Source organism: Streptomyces sp. NPDC054847, assembly GCF_053610925.1.
Genome location: NZ_JBSGZJ010000463.1, coordinates 1 through 5,585 on the forward strand (window position 1 = coordinate 1; position 5,585 = coordinate 5,585).

Annotated in this window: 4 protein-coding genes; 3 read left to right on the forward strand and 1 reads right to left on the reverse strand. The window is 75.0% G+C overall.

The features are described from left to right. Positions 1-151: 151 nt before the first annotated feature. Entirely contained in the window at positions 152-2,149 is a 1,998-nt protein-coding gene (locus tag ACWGH4_RS30130; RefSeq protein ID WP_453466486.1) for an ABC transporter ATP-binding protein, read from the forward strand. Continuing rightward, positions 2,146-3,921: an ATP-binding cassette domain-containing protein gene (locus tag ACWGH4_RS30135; protein ID WP_453466488.1), complete on the forward strand. Its 1,776-nt coding sequence runs from the start codon at positions 2,146-2,148 to the stop codon at positions 3,919-3,921. The genes ACWGH4_RS30130 and ACWGH4_RS30135 overlap by 4 nt, the downstream gene beginning before the upstream one ends. A 57-nt stretch (positions 3,922-3,978) precedes the next feature. On the opposite strand, the gene ACWGH4_RS30140 is transcribed toward ACWGH4_RS30135, so the two are convergent. Continuing rightward, positions 3,979-4,566, reverse strand: coding sequence for a LuxR C-terminal-related transcriptional regulator (locus tag ACWGH4_RS30140; protein WP_453466490.1), 588 nt, complete (start codon positions 4,564-4,566; stop codon positions 3,979-3,981). A 440-nt stretch (positions 4,567-5,006) separates the two neighbouring features. Here ACWGH4_RS30140 and ACWGH4_RS30145 point away from each other — a divergent pair, with 440 nt between their 5' ends. Continuing rightward, complete coding sequence (locus ACWGH4_RS30145) at positions 5,007-5,510, forward strand: ATP-binding protein (protein WP_453466492.1); 504 nt, start codon at positions 5,007-5,009, stop codon at positions 5,508-5,510. The last annotated feature ends 75 nt before the right edge of the window (positions 5,511-5,585 follow it).

Sequence of the window (5,585 nt, forward strand, 5' to 3'; positions counted from 1 at the left end):
TCTCCGGGGGCGCCGCGGCGTCCGGAACGCGGCTCCGAGCGGCGGCCGGCGCTCCCCGGCCGAGCCCGGAGCGGCTTCCGGGGGTGGCCTCCGCGGCGTCCTCCGCAGAGGACTGCCGGGAGGAGCGCCGGAGACGGGTGACCGGAGAGGGGTGACGAGGCTGGAACGGGCCGAGCGGGTGCGGGGCAGGCAGCGTGAGAAGGAACGGTGTGACCAGGGGCAGCCGGCCGCGAAGCCCCGAGGCAAGAGCAGGCGGGAGAAGGACCGTACGGCGCCGGCGGGCGGAGGAGACGCACTCCTGCGCGGCACGGTGCGGCGCACCTGGTTCATCACCGCCGTCCTCGGCCTGAGTTCGACGGCCGCCGCCGGGTGCGCGCTCGCGGTACCCGCCGTCATCGGGCACGCGCTGGACCTGATGCTGGACCGACGCCCCGGGGTGGGGCCATGGCTCGCGCTGAGCGCCGTGCTGCTGGCGGGCGAGGTCCTGCTCGAGGCGGCACGTGTCCTGCTGAGCCAACTGGCGAACGCCCGCGCCACCGCCTGGGTACGGGTCCGGGCGCTGACGGGGCTGCTCGGCAGTCCGCTCGAGAGGGCGGCCCCGTACTCTCCCGGTGACGTCGCCGCCCGGCTGTGTGTGAACGCGGCGGACAGCGGAGCCGCGCCCGCGGCGCTCGCGACCATCGTCTCTTCACTGCTCACCCCCGTGGGCGCCCTCGTCGCCCTCGCGCTCATCGATCCGTGGACCGCTGCCGTGTTCCTGGCCGGTGTTCCGCTGCTGCTTCTGCTGCTGCGTGCCTTCGCCCGTCACTCGTCCGACAGCGTCGGCCGCTACCAGCGGGTGCAGGCCGACATCGCCGCCCGGCTGACGGAGGCACTGGAGGGCGCCCGTACGGTCGCCGCGGCGGGCACCGTCGGCCGCGAGGCGCGGCGCGTCCTCGCCCCCCTTGACGAACTGGCCCTGCACGGACGGCGTATGTGGACCGTCCACGGCCGCGCCGTGGCGCACAGCGGCGTGCTGCTGCCGCTGCTCGTCACCGCCGTCCTCGCCGTGGGCGGTATCCGCGTCTCCCAAGGCGCCCTGAGCGTGGGGGAACTGCTGGCAGCCTCGCGCTACGCGGCGCTCGCAGCGGGCGTCGGCGGGGTCGCGTCCCCGCTCGGCGCGCTCGTCCGTGCCCGCAGCGCGGCCCGTCGCACGGCCGAACTCGCGGACCTGGAGCCGATGTCCCACGGCTGCGAGGTCCTGCCCGTCGGCGGAACCGGCGCCCTGGAACTCAGAGGGGTCGGTGTGGTGCGCGGCGGCGTGCCATTGCTCACGGACGTGACGCTGAAGGTGCCCGGAGGCGCGACGGCCGCCGTGGTGGGCCGGTCCGGCTCCGGCAAGTCCAGCCTCGCCGCCGTCGCCGGCCGGCTCGAGGACCCGGACGCGGGCCAGGTGCTCCTCGACGGCGTACCGCTGTCCCAGGTGGTGCGCAGCGACCTTCGCGCCTGCGTCGCCTACGCCTTCGCACGACCCGAGTTCCCCGGCGGCACGGTCGCCGAGGCGGTGGCGGCCGGAGCCGTCCCCACGAGCGGCGAACAGGTCCGGCACGCCGCGGCCCTCGCGCACGCCGACGGCTTCGTACGCCTGCTGCCCCAGGGGTACGGGACACCGCTGGACCAGGCGCCGTTGTCCGGGGGCGAGCGGCAACGCCTCGGACTGGCCAGGGCCTTCGTACGACGAGGGCGTCTGACGATCCTGGACGACGCGACCTCTAGCCTCGACACGGCCACGGAACGCCAGGTGGAACTCGCGCTGTCGCGTTCCTCGCTCACCGGCACGCGGCTGGTCGTCGCGCACAGGGTGTCCACCGCCGCCCGGGCCGACCTGGTGATCTGGCTGGAGGCGGGCCGCGTCCGACGCGTCGCGCCGCACGACGAGCTGTGGCGCGAGCCGGACTACCGTGCGGTGTTCGCCCCCGGGCCCGTGCCGGAACAGCCGGCCTCGCCCCCGCCGGCAGGGGGAAACCCTCTGTCCGCGCCGGATCCGCCCGCCGCGCCCGACCGCGTGCCTGCGCGGGACCCACGTGCCGCGGGCGCGGCCCCGCCGCCGCGGACCGGCCCACCGCCCGCCGCCCCGGTCGCTCGACGCGGCTTGGGGTCGGGGCGATGAGCCGGACCGCCGCCCGGCCCGGTCACGGCCCCGCCGTCACCGACCGGGTGGCCGCCCGCCGCCTCGCGGCCCCGGCCCGGCGTTTCCTCCTGAGCAGGAAGCGGACTCTGTTCGGGCTCATGGCGCTGTCCGCCGCCGAGTCCGTGCAGACGTTCCTCGGTGGGTACGGAGTAGCCAGAGCACTCGACGACGGTTTCCTGCGGGCGGACACCGTGACGGGTCTGCTCTGGCTGGCGCTGGCGGCCGGGGTGATCCTGCTCGGCGCTCCCGTCACTCGTGGGGTCTTCGCCCTGCTCGCCGACCTGACGGAGCCGCTGCGCGACGCTCTGGTCCGCCGAGCGGTGACGCACGCGCTGCGCAAGGCCACCGCCCCCGGCGGATCGGTCGACGGCACGGCCGTCTCCCGGCTGACCAGCCAGACGGAGATCGCCCGGGACAGCTTCGCGGGGCTTGTGCTCACCGCGCGCTCCTTCGTCTTCGTCGCCGCCGGGGCCGCCGTCGGCCTGCTGTCGCTGGCACCGCAGTTCCTGCTGATCGTTGTGCCGCCGCTGCTGCTGGGAGTCGCGCTGTTCATGATGTCGCTGCTGCCGATGGCCCGCGCCCAGCACCGCTACCTCGACGCCGACGAGGCGATCGGCCGGCACGCGCAGGGCGTACGGACGGCCCTGCGCGACATCGTCGCCTGCGGCACGCAGGACGCGGCCGCCGCACGGGGGCGGCTCGACGTCGATGAGGCCGCCGCCGCGGCCCGGTCGATGGCCCGCTGGGCGGCCGTGCGCACGCTCGCGGTGGCCGTGGCCGGTCAGCTGCCGGTCCTCCTCCTCCTGGTCTGCACGCCGTGGCTGCTGGGGCAAGGTGTCTCGGCGGGAGCGCTGGCGGGTGCCCTCACCTATCTGCTTCAGGCCCTGCTGCCCGCCCTGCACTCACTGATGACGGTGCTCGGCGCCGCGGGCGCCCGGCTGCTCGTGGTCCTCGGCCGGCTCACCGAGCCGTACCCGGACACGGCCGTTGCCCCTCCCGCCGCAAGCCCCCGGCCCGGTCCCCCGACCGGTGGGGCGGCGGTGGAAGTGCGGGGCGTCCGGGTCTCCTTCGGGTCGCGGGCGCGTCCCGTCCTGGACGGGCTGGACCTGTCCGTCGCCGAGGGGGAGCACCTCGCGGTCGTCGGGCCGAGCGGCATCGGCAAGTCGACACTGCTCCAGGTCGTGGCCGGCACCCTGGCGCCCTCCGAGGGGACGGTGCGGCTGGCCGGGCACCCCCTCGTGCCGGCGCCACCCACGGACCTGACGGGCCTGCGCACCCTTCTCCCACAGGACGCGTACGTGTTCACCGGCACGCTCCGGGACAACCTCTGCTACCTGCGCCCGCACGCCCCGCGAGCGGCCGTGGAGGAGACCGTGCGGGCGCTGGAACTGGAGCCGCTCGTGGCCAGGGTCGGCGGCCTCGACGCGACCCTGACACCGCGGACCCTCTCCCAGGGCGAGCGGCAGCTCATCGCCCTCGGTCGTGCCCACCTCTCCCCGGCGCCCGTGCTGCTGCTCGACGAGGCGACGTCCCATCTGGATCCCTCGACGGAGGCGGTGGCCGAGCGGGCTCTCGCCGCCCGCCCGGGGACCCTGGTCGTGGTGGCCCACCGGCTGTCGTCGGCGCTCCGGGCGGACCGCGTCCTCGCCCTCGACGGCACGCACGCCCGGTGCGGAACGCACGAGGAACTGCTCGTGCGTTCCGCTCTGTACCGGGACCTGGTGGGGCACTGGCACGGCACGGGCCGCTGACACGACCGGCGGCCGCGGTCCGTGCACGTGCCGGAGCGGCCCGGTCCGCCGACCCGGTCAGGTCCAGCCGGCTCCCTGCGCGATGCGGATCGCGTCCACCCGGTTGCGGGCCCCCACCTTGCGGATGACGCTCGCCATGTAGTTCCGGACCGTCCCCTGGGACAGGTGCAGCGACGCGGCGACCTCCGCTATCGGCTGCCCCTTGGCGGCCAGCGCCAGTACGGTCAACTCCCGCTGCGTGAGGGGCATTTCCGCCGCCGCCAGGAAACCGGCGGCGAGTGCCTCGTCCACGAACCGGTCGCCCTTCGCCGCGCGGCGCACCGCGGTGAGTAATCGGCACTTGGAGCCGTCCTTGTCGACGAACCCGAGGGCACCGGCCTCATGGGCCCTTCGCAGCACCCCCGGCCGCTGCGCCGGGACGAGCGCCACGAGGGCGCCCCTGCCGGCCGCCGTCCGGTCAGCGGCCCTGGCCGGCTCGAGGCACTCGGCGTCGATGACGTAGACGTCCGGCACAGGAGCGCCAGAAGTCGGTCTCTGTGGCCAGTGCGCAACTGAGGAGACATCGAACTCGCCGCCGCAGCGCAGCAGTTCCTCGAGCGCCGCCCGCAGCAGCCCGGCCTCGTACACCACAGTCACCCGTATCATTTCCCACCCTCGCTATGCCCGTCACACGGTTCGGCGTGACGTTCCTGATCCGCCCCTCCTCTGAGTGCCCCCGCGATGGTCCGGGGAACGGGGCTTTCGGAAGCGCAGGGGCGCACGAGGTGGCGGATTGGCCGGATGAGTACCCGGGCCGTGGAGCCGGTGCAGGCCATCGAGGGCTCGGTAGAAAGGCACCGCACGACAAATGGCCTGATACCGCGCACGCGTGAGCTGTGGGCGGAGGGCGCACACCGGCGTCGGCCGGCTGCCGTGGGTCCCGGCATCACTCGTGAGGGTGGCCTTCACCCAGGTTCAGGCGGGCGGGCCACACCTGGCGTCGTCGGGGCCGGATGCCGTTCGAGCCGGTCGTGCCGTCCTGTTCCGAGGGGCTCCGTTCCGCGGTAACGGCCACGCGGACGGGCGGCAAGGGCCATGATGGAGACATGGTGGGCCTCGAGGGTGTGGGACAACCGCGGCAGCGCGTCAGCGCGACCGCCGCACGGTGGGTACCGGCCGCCGACGACGAACAGGCCCTGAAGGCCGTCGAGTTGTACGGCAACCCAACCGACGCGGAGGTGCGCCTCCCCTCCCGGCCCGAGTCCGCCGCCACCGCCCGGCGGCTCACCCAGTGCGTGGTGCTGCGCCAGTGGGCGCTGCCGGCGCAGACGGGCGAGTACGCGGTCCTGCTCGTCTCCGAGCTCGTCGGCAACGCGGTACGTCACACCGGGGCGCGGGTGTTCGGCTTACGGATGCTGCGCCGCCGCGGCTGGATCCGCATCGAGGTGCGCGATCCGTCCCGGGGGCTGCCCTGTCTGATGCCCGTCGGCGAGATGGACACCAGCGGCCGGGGACTGTTCCTCGTCGACAAGCTCGCCGACCGCTGGGGCGTGGACCTGCTGCCGCGCGGCAAGACCACCTGGTTCGAGATGCGGGTCGCCGACCGCTGAGCGCGTCGCCGTACGCCGGCGGGCCGGCGCTCCACACAGAAGCCCCCGTGCGCCGCGATGGCGGCGACTCGGGGG